The 22,142-nt window shown below is 71.4% G+C and carries 16 protein-coding genes and 1 pseudogene; 8 read left to right on the top strand and 9 right to left on the bottom strand.

The genetic code is table 11. The features are described from left to right. The first annotated feature begins 145 nt into the window (after nt 1–145). The 3 genes and pseudogenes from ACZ4W5_RS33410 to ACZ4W5_RS33400 all read left to right on the top strand — a co-directional run bounded on the left by ACZ4W5_RS33410 (nt 146) and on the right by ACZ4W5_RS33400 (nt 2,232). Entirely contained in the window at nt 146–778 is a 633-nt protein-coding gene (locus tag ACZ4W5_RS33410) for a TetR/AcrR family transcriptional regulator (protein ID WP_360245896.1), read from the top strand. Nucleotides 779–879: 101 nt separating this feature from the next. Then, a pseudogene (locus ACZ4W5_RS33405) lies at nt 880–1,374 on the top strand (DUF4188 domain-containing protein); the annotation flags it as partial. Nucleotides 1,375–1,545: 171 nt separating this feature from the next. Beyond that, nucleotides 1,546–2,232, top strand: coding sequence for a C39 family peptidase (locus tag ACZ4W5_RS33400; protein ID WP_360245899.1), 687 nt, complete (start codon nt 1,546–1,548; stop codon nt 2,230–2,232). On the opposite strand, the gene ACZ4W5_RS33395 is transcribed toward ACZ4W5_RS33400, so the two are convergent. Together ACZ4W5_RS33395 and ACZ4W5_RS33390 are read right to left on the bottom strand one after the other, a co-directional pair. Continuing rightward, a complete protein-coding gene (locus ACZ4W5_RS33395; protein WP_360245902.1) occupies nt 2,202–3,053 on the bottom strand; it encodes an SCO6745 family protein in 852 nt (283 codons plus the stop codon). The genes ACZ4W5_RS33400 and ACZ4W5_RS33395 overlap by 31 nt on opposite strands. A 238-nt stretch (nt 3,054–3,291) precedes the next feature. Then, nucleotides 3,292–4,164 (bottom strand): SCO6745 family protein, encoded by an 873-nt coding sequence (locus ACZ4W5_RS33390; protein WP_465658783.1) that lies wholly within the window; start codon nt 4,162–4,164, stop codon nt 3,292–3,294. 253 nt (nt 4,165–4,417) lie between these two features. Between ACZ4W5_RS33390 and rpe the strand changes: the two genes are divergently transcribed. Both rpe and ACZ4W5_RS33380 read left to right on the top strand, forming a co-directional pair. Then, on the top strand, nt 4,418–5,101 hold the full coding sequence (gene rpe / locus ACZ4W5_RS33385; RefSeq protein WP_402491972.1) for a ribulose-phosphate 3-epimerase: 684 nt from the start codon (nt 4,418–4,420) through the stop codon (nt 5,099–5,101). Between the two features lie 167 nt (nt 5,102–5,268). Next, nucleotides 5,269–6,228: a pirin family protein gene (locus ACZ4W5_RS33380; protein ID WP_465658781.1), complete on the top strand. Its 960-nt coding sequence runs from the start codon at nt 5,269–5,271 to the stop codon at nt 6,226–6,228. 102 nt (nt 6,229–6,330) lie between these two features. On the opposite strand, the gene ACZ4W5_RS33375 is transcribed toward ACZ4W5_RS33380, so the two are convergent. From ACZ4W5_RS33375 to ACZ4W5_RS33350, 6 genes are all read right to left on the bottom strand, one after another. Further along, nucleotides 6,331–8,586, bottom strand: a complete 2,256-nt coding sequence (locus ACZ4W5_RS33375; RefSeq protein ID WP_465658779.1) for a UvrD-helicase domain-containing protein — start codon at nt 8,584–8,586, stop codon at nt 6,331–6,333. Continuing rightward, entirely contained in the window at nt 8,583–15,509 is a 6,927-nt protein-coding gene (locus ACZ4W5_RS33370; RefSeq protein WP_465658778.1) for a DEAD/DEAH box helicase, read from the bottom strand. Before ACZ4W5_RS33370 ends, ACZ4W5_RS33375 begins: the two co-directional genes overlap by 4 nt. Nucleotides 15,510–15,600: 91 nt before the next feature. Continuing rightward, nucleotides 15,601–16,254 (bottom strand): hypothetical protein, encoded by a 654-nt coding sequence (locus ACZ4W5_RS33365; protein ID WP_465658777.1) that lies wholly within the window; start codon nt 16,252–16,254, stop codon nt 15,601–15,603. Continuing rightward, complete coding sequence (locus tag ACZ4W5_RS33360; protein ID WP_465658785.1) at nt 16,251–17,438, bottom strand: AAA family ATPase; 1,188 nt, start codon at nt 17,436–17,438, stop codon at nt 16,251–16,253. The genes ACZ4W5_RS33365 and ACZ4W5_RS33360 overlap by 4 nt, the downstream gene beginning before the upstream one ends. A gap of 141 nt (nt 17,439–17,579) precedes the next feature. Beyond that, a complete protein-coding gene (locus tag ACZ4W5_RS33355; protein ID WP_465658776.1) occupies nt 17,580–18,029 on the bottom strand; it encodes an ATP-binding protein in 450 nt (149 codons plus the stop codon). A gap of 103 nt (nt 18,030–18,132) precedes the next feature. Beyond that, on the bottom strand, nt 18,133–18,966 hold the full coding sequence (locus ACZ4W5_RS33350; RefSeq protein WP_465658774.1) for a hypothetical protein: 834 nt from the start codon (nt 18,964–18,966) through the stop codon (nt 18,133–18,135). Nucleotides 18,967–19,178: 212 nt separating this feature from the next. Here ACZ4W5_RS33350 and ACZ4W5_RS33345 point away from each other — a divergent pair, with 212 nt between their 5' ends. From ACZ4W5_RS33345 to ACZ4W5_RS33335, 3 genes are all read left to right on the top strand, one after another. Beyond that, on the top strand, nt 19,179–20,060 hold the full coding sequence (locus tag ACZ4W5_RS33345) for a hypothetical protein (RefSeq protein ID WP_465658773.1): 882 nt from the start codon (nt 19,179–19,181) through the stop codon (nt 20,058–20,060). Between the two features lie 106 nt (nt 20,061–20,166). After that, entirely contained in the window at nt 20,167–20,988 is an 822-nt protein-coding gene (locus tag ACZ4W5_RS33340) for a helix-turn-helix domain-containing protein (RefSeq protein ID WP_465658771.1), read from the top strand. Next, nucleotides 20,985–21,197, top strand: a complete 213-nt coding sequence (locus ACZ4W5_RS33335) for a DUF397 domain-containing protein (protein WP_465658769.1) — start codon at nt 20,985–20,987, stop codon at nt 21,195–21,197. The genes ACZ4W5_RS33340 and ACZ4W5_RS33335 overlap by 4 nt, the downstream gene beginning before the upstream one ends. Nucleotides 21,198–21,212: 15 nt before the next feature. On the opposite strand, the gene ACZ4W5_RS33330 is transcribed toward ACZ4W5_RS33335, so the two are convergent. Continuing rightward, a complete protein-coding gene (locus ACZ4W5_RS33330; protein ID WP_465658768.1) occupies nt 21,213–22,136 on the bottom strand; it encodes a hypothetical protein in 924 nt (307 codons plus the stop codon). Between the last annotated feature and the right edge of the window lie 6 nt (nt 22,137–22,142).

The raw sequence follows: 22,142 nt of genomic DNA, 5'->3' as shown, positions 1-22,142 counted from the left end.
TCGTGTATTTCTGTGATGTGGGGTACGACCACTATGCGGGCGGCCCCCCCCCCCCCCCCCCCCCCCCCCACCCCGGAGAGACGCCGCGCTGGGCCCCCGGGCGGCCTGGCCCGGGGCTCCTGCCCGCTGTGGTAGCAAGACGGGTATGACGGAACGGATCAGGGAGCGGGACCGGGGCGCCTACCACCACGGGGCGCTGCCGGAGGCCTTGGTGGCGGCGGCGTTCGAGGTGCTGGACGAGCAGGGCCAGGAGAAGGTGAGCGTGCGGGAGGTGGCGCGCCGGGCGGGGGTCTCGGCGGGTGCGCCGTTCCGTCACTTCGCCGACCGGCAGGCGCTGTTGACGGCGGTGGCGGACCGGGTGCTGGCGGACTTCGCCCGCTGGCAGGAGGCGGAGGTGGCGGCCGCCGAGGCGGTCGGCGGGTCGGCGATGCGGGCGCTCGGGCTGGGGTTCGTCCGGTACGCGCTGCGCCATCCCCGGCGGTTCGAGCTGGTGCGCTCACGGGCGTTCGCGGCCCCCCGGGACCCGCAGCTGAGGGAGCAACTGGACGGCCTGGACCGGGCGTTCACCGATCTGGTCGTGGCGGACCAGCAGGCCGGGCGGGTCGGCCCCGGCGATCCGGAGCTGGTGCTGCTCTCCGGACAGGCGCTGGTGTACGGGCTGGCGCAGATGATCGTGGACGGCTACCTGCCTGCCGAGCGGGCGGAGGAGCTGGCCGTCCGGGTCCTGGACACCTTCCGCGCGGGGATCGCCGGGACGGTCAACCCGCCTGAGCGATAACGGAATTGTGGCTGCGGCGAGCCTTGACCGGCCTGGTGCGCGCTGATGTAATCACCGATTACATGAGCGCGAGTCGCGAGTACCGGGAGGCGCAGATGCAGCTGTTCGCCAAGCCGCAACCGGGCTACACCACCGCCGCCGCCACCGGCGACACCGTGGTGCTGCTGATCGGCATGCGGATCAACCGCTTCTGGGCGGTGCACCACTGGGGCCCGGTGATGTTCGCGATGTTCCGGATGCTGTACGAGCTCGGCCGCAGCCCCGAGCGCGGCCTGCGCGGCCGCATCCTGCTCACCGCCTCGCCACGGACGTACTACGTCGTCCAGTACTGGGAGTCGAAGGAGCACCTCTACCGCTACGCGAGCGCACCGGACGGCTTCCACCACACCGTCTGGGGCATAGCCAACCGGAAGGTGCGGGAGGGCAAGCTGCGCGGCCACGTCGGGCTCTGGCACGAGACCTACATCGTCCCCGAGGGCGGCTACGAGTCGATCTACTTCGACATGCCGGCGTTCGGCCTGGCCGGCGCCACCGGCCAGCTGCCGCTGGAGGCGCGCGGCCGGCACGCCGCCCAGCGCCTGGCCTTCCGCTCGGGCGACGGCGCGGGCGCGGGCACCGGCGCCGGTGGAGCGGGTGGCACAGAGCAGGCGGAGGGCGCGGCGGTGGGCCCGGACGGCCTGAGCTGCCCGTACGGCGCGGACCACCGGACGGGCGCTCAAGGAGTGTCGTGAGTCCGTCCGGCGACCCCGGTGTGGGAGCGTCGGGGGATGGTCGATCAGGAGGGCGCCGTGCGGCCGGCGCGGGTGGTGCACGAGGTGCCGTACCGGGCGCAGTGGGAGTCCGCCGAGCTGGTGCGGGACATCGTCGACGGGCGCCTGGACGCCGCGCGGGACCCGCGCTGGGGGCAGTCCGGGGCGGCCACCCCGGAGGAGTACGCCTGGTGGTCCTGGCGGCTCTGCGGGGTGGCCTGCCTGCGGATGGCGCTGGAGTACTGGTGGGGCGTGACCCCGACGGCGATGGTGCTGGCCCGTGAGTGCCTGGCGGCCGGCGCGTACGTCCGCGACGGCGACAGCCTGCGCGGGCTGGTCCACGTGCCGTTCGCCGACTACGCCCGGCGGCGCTGGGGACTGGCCGCCCGGGCGGCGGAGCCGACGCCCGCGGAGGTCGCGGACGAGCTGGCGGCCGGGCGGCTGGTGATGCTCTCGGTGCACCCGTCGATCCGGGAGCCGTACGGGCCCGAGCCGGTGCGGCGCGGCGGCCACCTGGTGCTGGCGGTGGGGGACACCGGGACGGCGCTGCTGATCCACAACCCGTCCGGCTTCCCGGGGGAGTCGCAGGCCTTCGCCCGGGTGCCGTGGCGCTCGTTCGGGCAGTTCTACGCCGGGCGGGGGATCGTGCTCGGCCCGCCCGGCGCCGACGACGGTCAGGTGTTGTCCGGCAGCCCCACCGGGTAGAACGGCATGCTGCTCCGGCACAGTGCCGAGATCGGCTTCAACGCGGCGGCCAGGGCGTCGAGTTCGGCGCGCGGGTGGTCCTCCCAGACGCGCGCGGCGGCCAGGTCGGTGGCGGCCTCCAGGGCCTGGTGGTGGGTCCGGCCCAGCTCGGTCAGCGAGCCGGTCGCGGTCAGCCAGCCCCGCTCGACCAGGCGCCCGGCCGCGGCCTCCCACTCGGTGTCCGTCCAGCCGCGCACCGGCTGGAGCTGCTCGCGCCGCATGTCCATCGCGCAGCGGACCACCAGGGCCTCGCAGCCGTCCAGCCCGGCGGCGACCAGCGCGGCCACATGGCCGTCCCCGCGGTGCTCGCGCATCACGGTGGCGGCCCGCCAGAGCCGCTCGTACAGCCCCGGCGGGGCAGGGAGCGCCGCGTTGGCGGCGGCCAGCACCCGGCCGGCGCAGTCCAGCCGCTCGGCCGACTGCTCCAGGGTCTCGACCGCCCGCTCGACCAGACCACGGTCCACGTGCTCCAGCAGCCGGGCCAGCGCGGCGCCCGCGCCCTTGGTGCGGGCGGCCAGCGCCTCCTCCGGGCTGGCCAGCGACCACAGCGCGGGCAGCGCCCGCTCGACCATCGCCGGGGCGAAGTTGAAGAACGCGGCGGTCACCGGCGGCGCGTCCACCGCGCCGAGCGGGGCGGAGCGGCCGGCGAAGTAGCCGCGCCAGAAGCCGCGCAGGCCGGCCGCCTCGAAGGCGTCGCGACACTCGGGCTCGAAGTAGGTGACGGCGTGCACCGGCTCGAAGAGCCACCAGAGCGCGCGGGCGGGATGGACGAGATCGGCCATCAGGAGACCTTCCTCGGACGGGGCTCCGGGCGGGAGCGGGGAGCTGGGCTGGTCGGTACGGCCGCGGCGGTCGCGCGGGTGGCGGAGCGTCGGGGCCGCCCGGGCGGGTGCGTGGGCCGTTCACGTGCTGATGACCACGGGGACGGCCCCGGTAATCCCCGGCGGAGCGTGACGACGGTCACACGGGGGGTGGGCGGGGGTTGCCGGGCGGGGATTGCCGGGGGTCGTCCGGACCCGCTCAGGCCTGCACGGGCGGCATCGCGAGCGGGTCGATCGGCAGCTCGGCCCGGCAGATCGCCGCGATCGGCCGCAGTGCGGCGGTCAGGCGGTCGAGTTCGCCGTCCGGCCGGTGCTCCCAGACCCGGCCGGCGGCCAGGTCGGTGGCCGCCTCCAGCTCCCGGTGCCGGATCCGGCCCAGTTCGGTGAGCGCCCCCGCCGCCGTCAGCCAGCCCCGGCCGACCAGCCGGGTCGCCGCGGCCTGCCACTCCTCGTCCGTCCACCCCCGCAGCGGCTGGAGCACCTCGCGGGCGGCGCCCGTGGCGCAGTGCAGCACCGGCGCCTCGCAGCCGTCGAGCCCGGCGGCGACCAGCGCGGCCACATGGCCGTCCCCGCGGTGCTCGCGCAGCACGGTCGCGGCGTGCCACAGCCGCCCGTACACGTCCGTGGGCCGGGGCAGCGCGGCGTTGGCGGCGGCCAGCACCCGGCCCGCGCAGTCCGCCCGGTCCACGGCCTCCTCCAGCGCGGTCGCCGCGGTCTCGACCAGCTCCGGCGCCACCGGTGCCAGCAGCCGGGCCAGCACCGCCACCGAGCCCTCGGCCCTGGCCGCGAGCGCCCGCTCCGGGCTCGCCCTGGTCCACACCTGCGGCAGGGCGCGTTCGACCGCCGCCGGGGCGAAGCTGAAGAACGCGGCGATCACCGGCGGGGCGCCCACCGCGCCCAGCGGGGCCGAGCGGGCGGCGAAGTAGCCGGACCAGCCGCCGTCCAGTCCGGCCGCCTCGAAGGCCGCCCGGCTCTCGGGCTGGAGGAAGGTGACGGCGTACACCGGTTCGAAGAGCCACCACAGCGCGCGGGCGGGGTGGACGGGGTGGACGGGGTGGACGGGTTCGGACAATCGAGACACCTTCCTCTTCCTCATCCTGGGCGGGGCCCGAGGAACGGGCGGGGCCCGACGAACGGGCGGGCACCGGCGGTCGCTCCAGAGCTGACCGCCACCAGGGCGGTCCCGGCAACCCGGACGGCGTGTGATCACGGTCACGCGCCGGTGGGCGGGTGCGGTCGACGGCCGTACGGCGCGAGATGATGGGGCGAGGTGCCCGCCCCCGGGCGCCCAGCCCTCGCAAGCCCGCGTACGAAGGTAGTCGGCCATGCCCCAGATCAGCCCCAGCATCCTCTCCGCCGACTTCGCCCGGCTCGCCGACGAGGCCGAGGCCGTCCGGGGCTCCGACTGGCTGCACGTGGACGTCATGGACAACCACTTCGTCCCGAACCTGACCCTGGGCGTCCCGGTGGTCGAGTCGCTCGCCCGGGCCACCGACATCCCGCTCGACTGCCACCTGATGATCGAGGACCCGGACCGCTGGGCCCCGCAGTACGTCGAGGCCGGCGCCGGCTCGATCACCTTCCACGTCGAGGCCGCCGCCGCCCCGGTCCGGCTGGCCCGGGAGATCCGCGCCAAGGGCGCCCGCGCCTCGATGGCGCTCAAGCCGGGCACCCCGATCGAGCCCTACGAGGACCTGCTGCCCGAGCTCGACATGCTGCTGATCATGACGGTCGAGCCCGGCTTCGGCGGCCAGGCCTTCCTCGACATCATGCTGCCGAAGATCCGCCGCACCCGTGAGCTGATCGCCAAGCACGACCTGGAGCTGTGGCTGCAGGTCGACGGCGGCGTCTCCGCGGCCACCATCGAGCGCTGCGCCGAGGCCGGCGCGGACGTGTTCGTGGCCGGGTCGGCCGTCTACGGCGCGGCGGACCCGGCCGAGGCCGTCCGCAACCTGCGCGAGCTCGCCGCGGGGGCGAGCAACGACGCCTGGTGGGCCTGCGAGCACTGAGCCGCCCCGCGCCCGCCCCTGCGCCCGCCCCTGCGGCACCGCTGTGGCACCTCCGCGGCGGTGCCGGATGGCCGGGCCCGGGTGGAGGAACCCCGCACCGTCACGGATGATCGGTGACGGTGTGCCCTCCCCGGCCCGGCCCTTCCCATGACGGTGGTGGAACCGCGATGAGCAACCTCGACCTCAAGCCCGCCCCGACCACCTGCGGCCGCGAGGCCAGCAGCGGACCGGTGAAGGACCTGCTGACCGGGCGCCAGGTCCAGCTCGGCGAGAGCACCGTGGTGCGCCGGCTGCTCCCCAACCTGGGCCGCCGGATGGTGGGCGCCTGGTGCTTCGTCGACCACTACGGCCCGGACGACATCGCCGACGAACCCGGCATGCAGGTGCCGCCGCACCCCCACATGGGCCTGCAGACGGTCAGCTGGCTGCACCAGGGCGAGGTCCTCCACCGCGACAGCCTCGGCAGCCTGCAGACCGTCCGGCCGTACGAGCTGGGCCTGATGACCTCCGGCCGGGCGATCTCCCACTCCGAGGAGTCCCCGCGCCCGCACGCCCGCTACCTGCACGGCGCCCAGCTCTGGGTCGCCCTCCCGGACGCCCACCGGAACACCGCCCCCTCCTTCGAGCACCACCCCGACCTGCCGACGGTCACCGCCCCCGGCCTGCGCGCCACCGTCATCCTCGGCACCCTGGACACCGCCACCTCGCCCGGCACCACCCACAGCCCGCTGGTCGGCGCCGACCTCGCCCTCACCGAGGGCACGGAGCTCAAGCTCCCGCTGGTCCCCGAGTTCGAGTACGCCGTCCTCGCCATGACCGGCCGGATCGACGTCGACGGCGTCCCCGTCGAACCCGGCTCGATGCTCTACCTCGGCTGCGGCCGCCGCGAGCTCCCGCTCCTCGCCCACTCCGACGGCTCGGTGCTGCTCCTCGGCGGCGAACCCTTCGAGGAGAAGATCGTCATGTGGTGGAACTTCATCGGCCGCTCGACGGAGGACATCGCCCGGGCCCGCGCGGACTGGACGGCCGGCACCCGCTTCGGCGAGGTCCACGGCTACGACGGCGCCCGGCTTGCCGCCCCGGAATTGCCCGGCGTCCCGTTGAAGGCCCGCGGCCGCGAGCGCTGAGGCGTGAGGGCCCTGCATCTCGCTCCCGAAGGCGCGCGATGGGGTTGTTGACGCTGAGAGCTCCGGTTGGCGGCCCCGAACCCGGGGCCGGCGGTTGGCGGCTCAGGGGGCAAGCACAGGCTTCAGGAAGGGGCTCGGCTCGCCGTGCCAGAAGATGTCGACGCTGTCCCTGGCGCGGGTGACGGCGACGAAGAGCAGTGAGCGGGCGCGCTGCATCTCCCGGCGGTATCGCGCGCTGTCGATGGTCTTCAGGCGGTTCACGTTGTCGCGCGGCACCAGGCCGTCGCGGACGCCGGCGATGATCATTCGCTGGTACTCCAGGCCCTTGAACCTGAACATCGTGCCGATGTGCACCCCGCCGCCGTTCTTGGGGCCGTCGGGGCCGATCTCCACCGCCGGGATTCCGTGCTGGGCCAGGGTGTAGGCGACCTCTCCCGCCATGTGGTTGGTGGGCACGCAGACCGCGATCTGTTCGAGGGGGATCCGCTCGTCGTGGTGGGCGTTCCAGGCCGCGATGTGGTCGGCGATGGCGACGCGCTCCGCGGTCCAGTCCGAGCAGGGGTGCAGCCGGGGATCGGCGCCGTTGAGGACCGATCGGAAGCCGGCCAAGGTCTCCTCGCCGCCGTCGAGGTCGTCGTAGGACGCCCCCGTCAGGACGTCCAGGGCCGAGCGGAGGATCTGGCGGGTGGTGCGGTAGCTGAGAGTGAGCTTCGACGAGCGGCCTCGGATGTGGATGCCCAGGCTTCCGAGGGTCACTTGATTGCGGTAGATGCGCTGATGGGTGTCACCGACCAGGAAGATGTCGTCCTGGCCGCTTGGGACCATCGCCCGGAGCATCTTCCAGTGGGCCGGCCGGAGGTCCTGTGCCTCGTCGACCACGATGTGCCGGTACCGGTACCGGTAGCGCAGCCAGCCCCTGGATCCGTCCTGGAGGTGGACGTTGTCCAGGCCGCCGGCTTCGTCGCGCTGAGCCGCGACCGCGGCGATCCGCTGCTCGCGCTCAATTTCCAAGCGCGCCGCCCGTTCGGTCACCTGGTCCCAGGTCTGCCGTCGGGAGTGGTCCAACCGCTGGGTGAAGCGCTCGGCGAGCTGCCAGATCTCGGCGCGCTCGGCACGGCCGATGTTCCCGCCGCGGCCGGCCCGCCGGGCCCTGAAGTAGTCCGCCCGGGAGCCGATCGCCTGCCCGAGGATCACCTGCGTCCACTCGTCGTGGAGGAACTCGGCGTCCCAGGAGGTCTCGCCGAGTTCGTCCAGCAGCGCCTGCCACTCCCGTACGGCCTGGTTGTCGTCGATCGTCTGCTTGGAGTTGCCGGGCTCGGCCTCCCGGACGATCCGGAGCGCGAGCTGGTCGACGTGGCTGATGTCCACCCGGGCCAGCAGGCCTTCCCCGCCGAGTTCAAGGAGGCGCGAACGCAGCTCTGCGGCGAGGTTCTTGTTGTAGGTGGTGAGGAGCACGGGCTTGGTGTGCCCCGGGGGCAGCCGGTCGACCAGGTGCTTGACGCGGTGGAGGGCGACGATGGTCTTGCCCGTCCCGGGGCCGCCGCTCACTCGGGCCGGCCCGGAGTAGGTGCGTTCCACCAACGTGGACTGGGAGGGGTGGAGGAACACCTTCCACCGCCCGAAGTCGCCGCCCTTCAAGACCTCCTCCAGAGCCGCGTCGGAGGTGGTGACCATGGTGGCGGGGCGTTCGGCGGCGGCCTGGAAGTCCTCCGGGTCGACCGGGTCCGGCGCCGCGACCGGCGTCGTGACCTGGTCGAGGATGCTGTCGAAGTCCTTGCCGTCGACGATGGCCAGGAGCACTTCCCCGGTGAGCTGCGGGGCGTACTCGACGAGACCGAGCAGCTGGTCCTCGGTGGTGAGCGTCCGGATGACGGGCAGCAGCGGCGCGGCGACCCCGAGGTTGCTGAGCTGTTCGTCGGACCAGTCCGCGAAGAGCCCTCGGGGCGTGGCCGGTTCGACCGGGCGCCGAACGGCGGCAGGCGCTGCCGGGGCGAGGCCGCGGAGGACGCTCTCCTCCACCACCTGCAGGTCGACGTACTCGATGCCACCGGTGATGTGGTTGATCCCGTAGGCGAGTCGGTCGAGGTTCTCGTAGACGTCCTTGCGGTGCTTGACCGCGACGATCAGCCAGTCGTCGTCCGCCAGGCGCAGCAGCAGGGCGCGGTGGTCGTCGTTGACGCGGGCCGACCAGAGCCGGCTGTCGCCCTTGAGCTGCTGGAGCTTGAGGCCGGTGGCCTGGGGATTCGCCTTGAACTTGTGCTGGAAGTCGTAGAGGGCGCCCTTGACCGAGCGGGGGAGTTTGAGGATCTCCTTGTCCGCCTTGTCCAGCAGGCGAAGGGTGATTCCCGGGGTCTTCATCGCGCTGACTCTCCGTCGGTGGTCGTGCCGTCTCGTCGGTGTTGCGGTGTGGTGGCCGGGCTGCCGTTTCGCGGGCCGAGCCGAGCAGCGAGTTCCTGGGCGTCCCAGCTCGTGGCCGGTCGGACATCCCAGCCGGCGGCACGGAAGGCGTTGTCGCGGTCCTGGGCCTCGTAGTCCTGTTCCCCGCCGGTCGTGCGAGGAGCGAGTACGATGCCGATCCGCCGCTCGGGCCAGGCGAGTTCGGCCTGCCAGCCGTTGCTGTCGAGCTCGTAGCCGTCCTTCGGGACAGGCACACCGGCCTCCGCGAGGAGATGGGCGAGCTCCGCGAGCCCGGCCTCGTCGGGGTCGAGGTATTCGAGGACTCGGGTCCAGGCAGCGTCGGGCACCGGCACGGAGGCCGCCGCGTCGGCGGGAGGTCGCGTGGCGATCTGAGGTGCGGCCGGGGCCGGGAGCACAGGAGTCGACCCCTCCGGGGCCTCTTCCGGGCTCCGCGGTTGCCCCGGCGGTGCGTGCCGGGTCGACGCCAGCCACCCCTCGCCCCCGCTCACGGCGAGGGCCTCGACGGCGAAACCGTCGAGGAGGCTCGTGGTGAGCTGGACGCTGTCGCCGCCGCCGTGCTCCAGGAACTGCAACAGGTTGGTCCAGAACAGCCAGGACCGCCAGCGCTGCTTGTGCGACACCTCGTCGTCGTGGACGCGCTCGTCGTCGTCGAGCACGGCCAACGCGCTCCAACTGGGCGGCCGTCGGCGCCCGTCGGCCGCCACCACCAGCCGAAGGCCCGCGCCGTCCGGAGCAGTGATGACCTGAACCGGTCCAGGGGGACCAGCAGGCGTCCCGCCTCCCAGGGCCGCGCGGATCTGCGGGCCCACGGCGTCCACCGCCAGGGCGGCGGCGCGTGCTCCCGTGATGCCGGTCAGGCCTGCTACAGCGGCCTCCGCGCGCCACTGCCAGCGCGTGGCGTCGGGCGAGCGCAGGTAGGCGAGCAGCAGGTGAGTCGGATTGACCCAGACGGTCTCGGAGAGCTCACCGGGGAGGCTGCCCCGGACGTTGGCGTAGTACTTCCGTGCCCTCTCCTCCCCGTCGCCGTCCGACCCGTAGGGATGCCGGACCGAGGTGTCCGGTCCGCCGCCGGCGTGGCCGTTGTCGGTCACGCGGCGACGCCAGTCCTTGACGTCGACGTAGGTGAGCTGGAAGACGCGCAGGCCGTCCGCCCGGAGCCGGGCGCGCTTCTCGGCGTCGTCCGCCAACCTGTTGTGCCGTGGGCCGGCGTGGTACTCGTACCCGTCGAGGTAGACCGCGAGGCGCGGACCGGGGGCATCGAGCCGCTCGAAGAGGACGTCCGGACGGGTGCCGTCCAGAGCCCTTTGCTGGGAGACCCGCCAGCTGACGGTGGAGCCGCTGTCGTCGGTCAGGCGGAGTTCGAGGGAGTAGGTGCCCGCCGAGGTCGTGTACGCGTCCGCGCTGGCCCGTGACTCCGGCAAACGGGCCCAGTCCCTGAGGGTGTCCACGAACATGATCTCGAGGTCGCTCTCGGCCTGCTGGTCGAGGGAGATGTGGCGCGTGGTCGCCACCGGCGAGGTGCGCCAGCGTTCCCCGTCCGCACCGAGCAGGTCGTCGAGCATCTGGCGGACTTCGCTGCGGCTCACCTTGTCGTAGTCCGTGGCCGGGACACGGCGCAGCAGGCAGCGGTGACAGCCGTCCTGGCCCTTCTCCCGGCAGGGGCAGCTCTCGATGACGTCGCGTGCCTTGAGCAGCACCTCCTTGAAGCCTTCTGCCGAGGCCAGCCGGTGCAGGTAGCCGGTACCGCCGGGGAGGCGGTCGTAGACGACCAGGAAACGTCGGGGCCAGTCGGACTCGCTGCCGTCGGGCATGGAGGCGGTCGCGATGTCGATGTGGTCCGGGTCGCCGCCGTAGCGTGCGGCTATGCCGACGAACAGGGCGGCGGTGAAGGACGCCAGACGCTCCTTGGCCCGCGCCACGGAGGCGGGCAGCAGGATCCGCACGGCCTCAGTGGTCAACTCGTGGGCGAGCAGCAGGGGTACGTCCTGCGGCTCGGTCCGGCTGGAGCCGGCCTGCTGCGGTGTCCTGCGGCGGGGGCACCAGAGCAGGTGGTGGGCACCTGCTCTCGCGGGAGCACTGAGCGACTCGGTGAGGGCGTCGGCAGGGGTATCGACGACGGGCCGGCCATCGGCCGTCGCGCCTCCGCAACTCGTGCACACGAAGAACGGGTTGAGACGTACGTCCTCCCCGGCGACGGGCACGGTGCTGCTGCCGTCCTGGCGGTCGATGCCCAGGTTGAGCGTCCTCACGACCGCACGGCGGGCGAAGTCCACCCCGAACGTCGCCGTGTCGTGCCGCCACGAGCCGCCGGAGAGCTGGTGCGGGTCGATGTCGACGGCGGTGAGGACGGAGTACCGGCGGAGCTCGCGCTCGTCCCTGTCGTCACGGACGCGGGCGTCGTCGCGCCTGTCCCGCGCCACCACCTGCCGCGGCTGGAGAACGTACTGCACGCACCCGGCGTCCGCGATGGCCCGCCCGCCACAGCGCGGGCACGGGTCGGTATCGGTCAGCGCGTTCTCGGTGCGGACGAACCCGCAGGACGGGCAGAGCCGCCAGGTGGACCAGGCCCGCCGCTCGGGACTGCCGATGTCCAGGGCACGCACCACGTGCCGGTAGCCGTTGACGTAGAAGCTGCTGCCGGGGGCGAGTTCGGTGAGGGCGAGCCGACGGGAGCGGTCGTAGCTGCGGACCTCGCTGCGGTAGACGCGGGGAGTCCCGTCCTCCGAGTCGCCAGGGCGCGCGGTGGCTCCGTCCGGCTCCGACGGGTCTTCCCGCCAGTAGAGGGTGGCTTCGAGCTTGGTGGTCGTGTCGGCGAGGCTGTAGTTCGGCAGGAGCCCGAGCTCGACCAGCGCGCCGTGGGCGCTCGCCCGGTTCAGCGCGCCCAGGAGGTTGCCGGTGCTGCGCAGTTCGGCGCGCAGTTGCCGCCGCTCGCGGTCTTGCTCCGGGTCGGTCGTGACGAGGGCGTCGACGGCCTTGTTGATGGCCGCGAGTCGTCGCTTCAGCTCCTCGCGGCGAAGGACCCATGCTTCTTCGGCCTCCTGGAGGCGGCGCGCTATGCCGCTGGTGGCGTAGGACCGCAACTCGTCGGCAGCATGGCCGGACACACCGGCGTCGTCGTCCTGGCCGGTGCCGCGTGGGAAGAGTGCCAGGAACTCCTCCACCAGGGTCTTGCCGTGGGTGAGCGCCGCGTCGGCCAGGTCCTGGCACCAGCCGGTGGTGCCGAACAGCGCCGACACGAGCCTGGGCACGGGCTGCAGCTGCTCGCCGTCGGCCGTGGTCAGCCGGCCCGCGGCGGCCAGGTCGAGCAGCCGTGCCGTGTACTGGCGGCGGAGGATTTCGACGGCCGACAGGTAGCAGCCCGGCGGCACGATGTCGCCGGCGATCATCTCGCGCGGATCGTCGAGGTAGTACAGGTCGCGGGCTCTGCGGCCGCCGAAGGCGACGACGAGGGCGTTGCCGGTCTTCCGGCCGGCGCGACCGGCCCGTTGGACGTAATTCGCCGGTCCGTCGGGCAGGGAACCGAGCAGGACGGCGGACAGGTCGCCGATGTCGATGCCGAGTTCGAGGGTCGGTGTGCAGGAGAGCACGTTGGGGTCGGTGTAGTGCGTGCCGGACCGGAACGTCCGCTCGACCCTCTCCCGCTCGGGGCGGGTGAGCATGCCGGTGTGCTCGGCGGTGACCACGCGGAAGGTGCCGCCGGTCAGGTAGAGACGCCGGTAGTAGTCGTCGGTGTAGTCGCGCTCCTGGACGCCGCCGAAGCCGGACGTGGTGCCACCGGTGCGGGAGGCGCCGTACTGCGGCGGGGTCAGGATTCCCTTGCAGCGGTAGCGTGGGCAGGGGTGCCCGTACCAGCGCGTGCGCCGCTCGGGCGGCACGACCTGCTGCCAGCCGCAGTCCTCACAGCTGACGAAGGCCTTGTTGACGATCGAGTCGCCGAGCAGCCGGACCTCGATGTGGCCCGGCTGAAGCCCGTAGACACGCGTGGTGCCGTCCTGGGCCGTGCGGACGGCGAGGACCTGCTCGTCGGCGAGTGTCGGAAGCAGTCGGCGTAGGTACTCGATGGCACCGGCGGGCTCCAACCCGAGGCACCGCCGGGTCCAGTCCTGGTACCAGCCGCCACGGCCCGAGACCGTGTCGAAGTAGGACTTGTCCTTCGGCCCGTCGAGCAGGAACCGCGGTGCTGTGATTCCCTCGGGGAAGGCCGGCATGCCGTCGGGGCGACGACCAGAGATCTTAAACCGGGTGACGCCCGCGTCCTTCATCCACGGCTCCAGCCAGCGGTGCCGCACCCCACCGCGCTGTCGCAGGCGTTCCAGCAGGCCGCGGACGTAGGCGACGTAGCGCTCGGAGGTCGGCATCGACTCCGCGACGAGCAGCTGCCCCGGCAGGGCGAGGTAGAGATCACGCGCGAGTGCGGCGACGCGTTCGGGATCGTCCAGGACGACCTCGGCGGCGGCTGTCCTGGTGAGTTCCAGGGTGCGCCCGAGCCTTGAGCGCAGGCCGAACTCCATGACGGTGGCGAACGCCAGGCGCTCGCCGATCAGCCTCCAGGTGCGGGCGTCACCGGTGCCGCGTCCGGACAGCAGCCGGTCCACGCCGGCCTCGTCGTGCAGGTCCGGCGGGACGACGGCGGCGAGCGTGCCGGGGTCGTCCACCGAGTCCAGGACGTTCCCGATCAGGTCGTTGAGCGGGAGCGGGGCGCCGGAGTCCTCCAGGTTGTGCGCCAGCAGCGACCGGAGGGAGAACTTGTAGGAGGCGTTGGCGATGTACCCGGCCCGGTGGGCCGCGTCCTGGGTGGAGTCGTTGAAGACCAGCGTCTTGCGCTCTTCCGGGACGAGCGCGATGTCGCCGCCGGTGAACAGCTGGGTGACGGTCGCCGAGGCGAGCGCTGCCAGGGCCGTGCCGAGGAAGCGGATGCCGTTGTCGGTGTTGCACGCCGGGCAGCGGTCGTCCGTCGCCGCCTTGTCGGCGGTCTTCTTGTCCAGGATCGCCAGCGCGAACCACGCGTCCAGCAGGTCACCGTCGTCGGCCGCGACCGGCATGCGGTAGGTGCCCTGCGTCCCGTCCAGCACGACCACGGCGAGCGGATCGGTCCCGCCGCTCGCCGGCCGGGAGCCGGTGAGGGCGGCGAGCGCCTCCTGCTTCTCCGATCGGGTGGCGGAGATGAAGTAGCGGATGCGCCGCTTGTCCCGCCCGAGGCCCGCCCGCCAGATCTTGTCGTGGGCCATCACGAGCCGCTGCGGATCGGCCTCCGGGGACAGCGCGGCCCATCCGGACCGGCCGCAGGTGCGGCAGTAGACGGCCGGGAGGTGGACCTGAGCCGGGCGGACCGCGGTGTCCGCACCGGGGAGCGCCGCCGGCCGCAGCGAGCCGCTCGACGGCCGGCTGCCGGACGAGGACTCGCCGTCCTCACTGTCCACCGGCAGGGCGGCGGCCGCGCTGCGGCGGGCAGCCGCCCGGTCGTCCTCGTACCAGCGGAACTCCGGTGCGCCGCCGAGGCCGCGCAGCACCCTGGTCACCGGTCGGACCCACAGGTGGGCTTCCACGTGGAGCAGGGGGCGTGGTCGGCGCTGGTCGGAGTCCGGGTCCCGTGCGGCGGACAGCAGGGCGACGAAGCGGGAGAGCGCCTGCAGCACGAGCCGGGGGTTCTCCCGCGCGGTACGGCCCCACGTGTAGCCGAAGCGCGCCAGGCGGTCCCGCAGGCCCCACTCGTCGAGCGGCTCGCCGTTGAGCAGGGTCAGGACCCCGTGGGTGAAGTCGTGGCGCCGGAGCATCCGTCCGATCTGGAAGGCGTCCAGCCCCGAGCGCCCGAGCATGCGGGTGGCGAGCCCGTTCAGGTCCAGCAATCTGGGGTTGGACTCCACGCCCGGGCCGCCGGAGGCCGTGATCACCTCCTGCGGGGTAGGGGGCTCGGGGAGCTCGTAGTCCACCGCGCCGGTGAACTCCTCGGCGGTCATCCTTTCTTCGCCGACCAGGGTGTCCGGCGTGAAGGGCATCCCGAACACCTGGGCAGCGACGTCCAGGATCCCGCCGGCCTGCGCACCGGGGCGGCCTTCGCCGAGGGTCGCCGAGGTGGCCACCGGGCAGATCGACCCGAGCGGGCTGCCAGGACGGGTGGCGCCGACGACCGCGGCCAGCCGGCGCAGCAGCATCGCGACGTCCGTGCCCTGTGCCCCGTCGTAGGTGTGGAACTCGTCCAGGACCACGTGGGTGATCTCGGCGCCCTCCCACAGGGCGCGGTCCTCGCCGCGTTGGAGGAGCAGGTCGAGCATCTTGTAGTTGGTGATCAGTACGTCCGGCGGCGAGACCCGCATCTCCTCACGGCGCGTCATCACCCGCCGGAAGTCGGTGTCCGGCCGGTCGCCGATGTAGAGGCCTGCCGTGACCTCCGCCAGCTCCGGCTGCGCCAGGTAGTCCCCGATGCGGCCTGCCTGGTCGGTCGCGAGGGCGTTCATCGGGTACAGCAGGACGGCCTTGACCCCTCGTCGGCCGCGTGCCTTCTCCCGGCGGCAGTGGTCGAGGATGGGGACGAGGAACGACTCGGTCTTGCCCGAGCCGGTTCCCGTCGTCACGAGCGTCGGCAGGGCGGGGCCGTGCAGCGTGCTCAGCCGCTCCCACGCCTTGGCCTGGTGCCGGTACGGCGGAAAGCCGGGTTGCCACTCGAGGTGCCGTTGCCAGCCCTCGTCTGCGAGGTGGAACGGCGTCCTGATCCGCAGGTAGGGCCCGCGGAAGATCCCGGTCTCGGGGTGGCCGAGGAAGCGCTCCAGCGCGCCACGGGTGTCCTCGTCCGCCAGCGCGTACGTCGTCGTGAGGTACTGCGTCAGACTGCCGCGCAGCTGCGCGGCGGCCAGGGTTGGCCTCACGGCGGACTCCTTCGACGTGCGCTTTCACGGAGCGTGGATCACTTGATCACACCGTATAGTGCGGCACCGACCTATCGGGCCCCGTTCTCGGTCACGACCAGGCTTCGAGTTCCTTGACGAACGCGGTGTAGGAGCTGTTGCGGGCCGCCGGATGAGGTGTGACGAGCTTGTGCTTCGCGGCCTGCTCCATGATGGAGGGGGCGTGCGATTCGCGGTACGGGGGCGTCCGGAGCTGTTTCGCCAGGTGCTCCTTGGCCTTGGCGATCATGCCGAAGTCCCGGGTGGCGTCCTTGGGGTTGAGGCGCCAGTTCGGTTTGGTCTTCGGGAACGCCTCGGGAAAGAGCATCAGCCACGCCTCGATCTCGGCGGCAGCCAGGGCGAGCGCGGAGTTGCAGGTCGTGAAGGTTCGCCGAAGCTCGTCCGCCAACGTGTCGCGAGTCGATTCGTACTCGTTGTCAGTGACACCGTCCATGTCCACGTGAACGACAATGCCGAAGAGCGTCGCGTCCTCCTTCTCGGCCATGGCCGCTGCGAACCTGCGGAGCTTGTCCAGATGCGGCGCGAGTTGAGTGGTGGCTTTGCTCAGACGCATGTTGCGCTGATGGAGAGGGACGACCTTCGGACACTGCTTCGGCAGGAGTTCGGGTATGAGGTGTCGGAGTACGTCCCGGTCGTAGTCGCCCTCTCCGGCGACCACGATGATCGACTTCTGCTTTCCTCGGCGGCTGCCCTTGTCCCGGGTCATCGCACACCACCGCCGAGGGTGCCCGAGAACCACAACTCCCCGAGGGGAAGTCCTTCGGATGCCTCGAATCTGCGATGGATCTCCTCGGTGCTGGTGGCGGGGATCCGGGAGGCGCCCGTCTCATCGCGCTCGCAGATGACGAGCTCCTCGGGCTCCAAGTAGTCCGCGAAGATCGGTGAGTGGCTGATGACGAGGAACTGGGACCGTTCACTCGCCTCCCGGAGCCGGTCGGACAGGAGACGGAGCGCGTGCGGATGCAGGCCGTGGTCGATCTCCTCGATGCAGGTGAGGATCGGCGGGTGGGGATCGTGGAACAGGGCCAGGAGGCACAGCAACCGGACCGTGCCGAACGATGCGTCGGCGAGCTGTGTGCGGCCGCGCAGCCCGCGCTCCTTCAGCATGACCGTGACGCGGTCCGCCTTGCCGGGAGTGGATACGATCTCGATGTCCTCGATGTCCCGCACCACGTACCGGATGTCCTCGAGCAGCGACTCCCAGGCATCGGCGTCCTTCTTCAGTTCGAGAAGGAAGTCCGCGATGTTCCTCGCGTCGTTGGCGAGCTTTCGGCCGGTGAAGCCGATGGGCGAGGGCTCACGTGCCTTGCGCACATCGGCATCGAAGGTCCGGACCGAGGAGATGTGCCGACCGATCGTGCGTATGGCGTCGAAGGACGGACCGGCCGCCGGGAGACCCACCGACTCCTGGAGGCCGCTCACGTGACGGTCCCGCACGTAGGTCGGCCCCGTCGGCACTTCCTCCCGGAGCGGGCTGCCGACGAGGAGCTCGTCCCGGCGCAACTCGATCGTGGAAGCCTCGGCAGGGCCGAGGTGCTGGACGAACCGCTCCCGCCTGGACAGGACGAGCTGGTCGTCGGAGGTCCCGCGTACACGGCGTTCGAGCAAGGTCAGGCTGTACGTGTCCCGGTGCGTGTCGGTCGCATGCTCCGTCCACACGCCTTCGAGCCCGATGCTCAGCTCGGACTTGGTGCGGCGTCCGCCTCGGTGAGCGACCTCCGGATATCCGTCGTAGGTCTCAAGCGTCGGACCGATGCCCTGACGTGCGATGTCGGAGAGGAACTCGAATGCCTTGAGCACGTTCGACTTGCCGGCCGCGTTCGGCCCGACCAGGACCTTCAGCGGCCCCAACGGGAGCGAGGTGTCAGTGAGCGTCCGGAAGTTGGCCACGTTCAAGCGGGTGAATCGATGCTGCAAGGGATGCCGATCCGAGTGGTTGTATGCCAGTCGCAATGGAACGGCGCCAGCCTACCCAGCGCTGATCACGACGACTGACGATCCCGAGAATCGGCACGCCTGGATGGACTGAAGTTACCTGCGCAGGCACTCCGCCCAGATGGTCTTACCAGGGGCCACCTGACGCGGGGAGGTGCCCCAGTCGTCGGCGAGGGCGGCGACCAGGAGCAGGCCGCGGCCGGACTCCGCATCGGCCGCAGGACTGGGGAGGGTGGCCGGCGGCATCTGTTCGGTGCGGGTGTCGGACACCTCGATGAGCAGGGCGTCGGGGTACTCGGCGAGCCGGACGGCGAAGTCCCGGCCGGGGACGCGGCCGTGGCGGACGGCGTTGGAGGCGAGTTCGGCGGTGATCAGCGTCAGGGCCTCGTTGAGCGGGGAGTCGTAGCCGTAACCCCAGTCGTCGAGGCGGTGGGAGACGAGCCGGCGCGCGAGCCGGGCGCCGCGCGGGGTGGAGCTGAACCGCATGGTGAACTCCCGGACGGGAGCGATCGCTTCAGGAGTGCTCGGGTTGTGCAGGGATGTCATGGGCAGGAGCGTGCCGGGCGTGGAGAGGCCGTGACCAGCGGCGACGCGCGTACGGCCGAGCCGTGTACGGTGGTTGGGCGGCGATGTACGCGGCAGACTGCGCTCAGGGGCTGCACAGTGCGCGGGACGACGAGACCGCGCCGGCGTACGACAGTCGCACCTGTGGGGAGGGCACGCGCTGGACGACCTGCTGTCCGCAGGGCAGGAATGCCGTCATGCCGTTCCCCTCGCCGAGCAGGATGACCGTGCGGCGCTGCGGTTGGTTCTCCAGGTCGGTCCACGATGCTTCGGCGCGTGCGGGTCGAACGCCGATGTACAGGGCGAGTCCCGAGACTCTGCCGTGGTCACGAAGCTCCTCGGCACTCTCGCGGGCCTTGCCGCTGATCCACGGCGTCAAGGTCAGACCGAGGGTGGCAAGGGTGACCAGGCAGAGGGCGGCAGTTGAGCAGCCCCTCTTGCGCAGGTAGTGAGTGAACGGGGCGTAGATGGCGGCGCCGAGGAAGCCACCACACGTGAGGACGTCGGACGACCGGAGCGGATTCCAGCCCGGAGCCACGACCGCCACTCCGAGCACAGCGCCGAGAGCAAGACTCGTCACCACGGGAAAGTCGCGGAGCGCTTCACGAAGCGCGTACGGAGTCAGCTGCTTGATGAGGAGCGCCCCTGCCGTCAGGATCGGCACGCCGAGCGCGGCGAGCAGCCCGGCAATGACGCCGACACGTGTGAGCAGTGTCTGTTTGTCGATTCCGACTTGCTCCGGCGTCAGGCCGAACACGTCGAAATAGTCGCTGGTCGCCATATAGCTCATAGCGAACAGAAGCAGGCTGAGCAGCGCGAGCAGACTCGCTCCGAACTGCAGGAAATCCTTGGTGGCGAACCGGTGCTCCGGTGCGGCCGATGGTACCTGCGTTTCGGTAAGCGGAGGGGACAGGGACATGGGCTTCCTCAAGTCCGAGCAGGAGCAGAGCGCGCGGGAGCATCGAGGCGGGCCGCGCTGAGGTCTCAACGAGTGCGTCGATCGGAGGACATGGATCTCGGATCCAGCAGCGGGAGGCGGTCACCGCGTGCTACCGTCCGGCTACAGATCAATAGGTGACCCCGGCGGTGCGGGAACACCCCGGGGCCAGGCACAGGGAGTTACACCTCCTCATGCACGTGCACTTTATCGCGCCCGAACGCTATGTACGGGCGTCACACGAGATCGTCCGCCACCCGCGTCTGCGGGCCACGGCGAAGACACTGCTGCTGTGGGCGCTGTCGCTGCCGCCCGGCAGCCGGGACACCATCCTCAGCATCGGCAAGCGGATGCCTGAGGGGCGCACGGCGATCGCCCGCGCGCGGGCCCAGCTGATCGAGGAGGGCTTCCTACATGTTCGGCGCTCCCAGCATCCGACGAAGGGGACGTGGACGACCCGCGTCCTCGTCAGCAGCGTGCCGCTGACGGAGCCGGACGAGATCGAGGCGGCGTGGCGCGGTTCGGTCCGAAACCCGGCACTCGGTGAGGGGGAGGGCCGGGAGGCCGGCACTTCCCCCAAGGGGGAGAAGAACGAGGGAAAGACCTCCTCCCGCGCGGTGACGGTGGCGGGGGCAGTGGAGGGCGAGGCGGCCGGACTGCTCGGGCGGCTGACCGCCCGGGACCGTCGCCTGAGGCTGGGGGCGGCCGAAGTCCTCGATCTCGCACCGCTGGTGGCGGACTGGCTCGCCCGGGATCCGGACGTGGGGCGGCTGCGGGAAGCACTGTTGGGCGGTCTGCCCGCGCATGTGCTGGCTCCGGCGGGCTTCGTACGGGCACGTCTGGAGCGGCGGATGCCGGAAGCGGTCGTCGCCGCGCCTGGCGCTGCTGCCGGTGGCATGCGGGAATGCGCGAGTTGCGCGGATCCGGCGCCGGCTGGCCGAATGACCTGCCGACGCTGCAGGGAAGTTGGGCCGCCCGACGGTGGGCCCGATGCGGCCGCGATCGAACGCAATCGTCGAGGCGCGGAACGCGCACGCAGCCTGTTGCGTGGCGCGATGGTCGCAGCGGCGGCGTAGCGCGGGTGAATTCGCTGGATTCCGGACACTCAGGCTGGTTGCCTTCCGTATCGTTCCGCTAGCTGATCGTGTGCGGGTGTCCCCGGGTGGGTGTGGCGGGCCGGAGGTGGTCGATGTGGCGGAACAGGACGACGGGGCAGGCCTCCTGCGTGCCTTCGGGCGGCAGTTGAAGCTCCTGCGGGAGCGGGCGGGGCTGTCCCGGGCCCAGTTGGGCGCACGACTGGGGTACGGAGAAGACCTGATCGCCTCGGTGGAGCTTGGGCGGCGAATTCCCCGGCCGGAGCTAATCGACAGGGCGGATCACGAGCTGAACGCGGTCGGTGTGCTGATCGCGATGAAGGACGAGGTTGCGCGGGCCCGGTACCCCGCGTTCTTCCGGGACGCCGCCAAGCTGGAGGCGGAGGCGGTGGAGTTGCAGTCCTACGACACCCATGTGGTCAAGGGATTGCTACAGACCGAGGAGTACATGAGGGCGCTGTTGGCGATGCGCAGACCCCTTCTGGACGAAGCCATCATCGAACAGCGAGTGGCCGCGCGGTTGGCTCGGCAAGAGCACTTTGCTGCCCGCCCGGCACCCCTCTTCAGCTTCGTCATGGAGGAATCTGTGCTCCTTCGCCCGCTCGGCGGGAAGGCCGTGATGCGCGGCCAGTTGGAGCAGATCCTCCTTGTCGGGGAGAGACGAAACGTCGAGGTACAGGTCATGCCCCTCGACCGTGAGGACAACGCTGGCGTCGATGGTGGATTCACGCTCTTCACGCGTAAGGGAGGGGAGCAAGTCGGTTACATGGAGGCTCAGGGACGCAGCACGCTCGTGACTGATCGGGAGGAGGTCCGTGCCCTCGCATCGCGCTATGGGATTATCCGAGCGCAGGCTATGACGCCTCGTGAGTCGCTGGCCTTTGTCGAAAAGCTGCTGGGAGAGCTATGAGTGTCGAAGAAATCACCACCAGATCGCAGAGCCTCAGTTGGCGCAAGAGTAGCTACAGCGGTGCTGAAGGCGGCGACTGCGTTGAGGTGGCCGTGGCCAATGCGGTCATCCACGTCCGTGACTCGAAGGACCCGGAGGGGCCGGTCCTGCGCATCGAGCCGGCTGATTGGGCTGCGTTCGTCCGGTTCGCCTCCGCGCGCCAGGTCTGACCGGACAGCCTCCTTTCAGGACTCCGCGTCACTACCGAGCTTGTCGCCGACGTAGCCGAGACGGATCGCCCGCTCCTCGGGGACGAGACGGAAGTGCAGCCGTCCCTTCCCCGGGGTGAAGCGGCCGTGCCACGAGAAGCAGCGGTTCTCGCCGTCGAGGTCGGTGAAGGTGCACAGGTGCTGTCGGCTCTGGGACTCCGGCGTGATGTGCGGGTGCTGCCACTGGGGCTCGGGCGAGGTGGCAGGGTCCCAGCCGGCGGCCGTCGCCTCCAGATCGATCAACAGCTTGCGGACCGGCCGGTGCCATTTCATGTCGAGGCGGCGGAGGCAGCGCTCGAAGCGGGGGATCTTCTGGAGGTGCGGGAAGAACTCGTCCCAGGCGTCGAGGATTTCGGCAAAAGTGGTGAGTGAAGCCGTACCGGCCTCGTGGGCCCAGCCCTTGTGCGCGTCGGCCTCGTCCGGGCTTGAACAGTGCCGCGCACGGTCGCGGCTGCTTTCGATGCCGTCCTCGGTGAGGTGCTGGATGTCGACGTCCAGCCACGGGGTGGCCCACTTCGCCGATACCGGAAGGCTCACCGCAAGTCCGTCGGTGAGGTGCGCGAACGCGATGCCCTCGACGGTGCGGCCGTCGTGCTGGTACTCCACCTCGTCCGGGTCGAGCGTCAACTGGACGGCGTCCCGGAAGGGCGAGCGGCTGCGCAGCGCGAGGAGGTAGCGGTGCCGGTCGCGGTTCTGCGCGCTCGCGTTCACCCACTGCTGGTACAGATACCCGCGCGCCAGCTCGGCGGCCGGCAAAGGGCTCTTGGTGACCAACGCGATGCTCTGCCAGCTCTTGAGGTGGCGGAGCGTGTCCACGAAGCCGGCCATCGCGGTGTCCACCTCCCGCGGACCGGACTCGGACTCGCAGGACAGCTCGTTGAGAAACAGTGTCAGTGACACTCCCAC

This window comes from Kitasatospora sp. NPDC029367 (assembly GCF_055569135.1).
This window is presented reverse-complemented; position numbering and strand designations above follow the sequence as displayed.